This window comes from Cohnella suwonensis (assembly GCF_042655365.1).
Classification (GTDB): domain Bacteria; phylum Bacillota; class Bacilli; order Paenibacillales; family Paenibacillaceae; genus Cohnella; species Cohnella suwonensis.
The window spans coordinates 1-611 of the sequence record NZ_JBHSMH010000087.1 but is presented as its reverse complement, the minus strand read 5'-3'; the positions used below and the strand labels follow the sequence as shown (position 1 = coordinate 611).

Below are 611 nucleotides of genomic sequence, written 5' to 3'. Positions count from 1 at the left end.
ATAACGTTCATGTGTTCACGACGTCCCACCGACTTAAGGCGACAAAGTCGCCGGCTGCGCGAATGCGCAGTTAGTCGGTGCGGATGTGTCCGGCTGATTCCGCTTCCTTGCTGCTGAGATACTCCACTCGAATCTGCTTCCCTACTCCTGCCGGACCGAGGCGGCTCGTCCGCCGATGCGTGAACATGGTGTTATATGATGTCGGGGGCTTCTTGAGTTACTTTCAAAATGCTCTTCTATTTCCTTGATTTCAATATCATTATTTTCATGTTTATGTTCATTCCATTATTCAGGCACTTCAATATATTCAGATACTCTTGTTTTCAATATTTCTATTAACTCTTCATCCATAAATTTATAATCATCTGGTATATCAAGACAGATTAATTGCTTCTGTAAAAGATTACTTGAAAATTTGTCTTTCAACCTTCTTGTATGTTTCTTCTCCATTACAAAAATCAAATCTGCCCATCCAATATGCCCTTCAGTAACCTTAATTCTTGCTCCTTCTTCAGTACCGGCAGAGCGAACTTCATAACCATTGTAGCCATCAAAGATCTTCTCAGCAGTTAAACTGCGCCATTTATTTCGGCTGCATATAAAGAGTAATT

1 protein-coding gene is annotated in these 611 nt (G+C 41.1%); it reads right to left on the bottom strand.

Annotated features, from left to right (window positions below; all coding sequences use genetic code 11):
* Window positions 1-285 precede the first annotated feature (285 nt).
* The coding region (locus ACFPPD_RS20390; RefSeq protein ID WP_378083097.1) for a low molecular weight protein tyrosine phosphatase family protein at window positions 286-611 on the bottom strand (326 nt) is incomplete at its 5' end.